This window comes from Streptomyces sp. SID12501 (genome assembly GCF_010550245.1).
GTDB lineage: Bacteria > Actinomycetota > Actinomycetes > Streptomycetales > Streptomycetaceae > Streptomyces.
In genome coordinates this window covers 1-521 of the sequence record NZ_JAAGLU010000413.1, presented here as the reverse complement: position 1 = coordinate 521, position 521 = coordinate 1, and the positions used below count along the sequence as shown (strand labels likewise).

The window sequence follows — 521 nt, the reverse complement described above, 5'->3', positions numbered from 1 at the left end:
CCGAACCGTTGCTGCTGCACGCGGACGGGGGACTGGCGGGGCTCGCCCCGGACGAACCGGCCTTGCCGCTGGGGCTCGGCGAGCTGGCCGTCCTGGGGCCGGCGGACCGGGTCGGGCAGTGGGCCTTCCCGGCCGGTAGCACCCTGCTCCTGTACACGGACGGGCTCTCGGAGGCCCGGGACGCGGCGGGCGTCTTCTACGATCCGGCGGACCGGCTGCGGGGGCGGGTCTTCCCCGGGCCGGACGAACTGCTCGACGCGCTCAGCAGCGACGTGCGCCGGTACACGGGAGGCGGCGCGAGCGACGACATGGCGCTGCTTGCGGTGGGCCGGCCCGGGGAGGGGCAGCCGGAGCGGAGGCGGACCGTACCGGTGGTGCCGCGGGAGGAGGCGTAGCGGCCGAACGCCCGTCCGTCCGTGACCGTCCGTGGCGAGAGGGGTGCACTGCGCGAGTGTGCTGACGGATCGTCATTTCGCCAATGTGGCTGAAGTGATGACCGAACGCGGTGCTCTTTGCCCCAG

The 521-nt window shown here is 74.1% G+C and carries 1 protein-coding gene; it reads left to right on the top strand.

Annotation, left to right across the window (positions count from 1 at the left end; all coding sequences use genetic code 11):
* Nucleotides 1-395: PP2C family protein-serine/threonine phosphatase (locus tag G3I71_RS46515; protein WP_164324983.1), on the top strand; the 395-nt coding region annotated here is incomplete at its 5' end.
* Nucleotides 396-521: the final 126 nt, after the last annotated feature.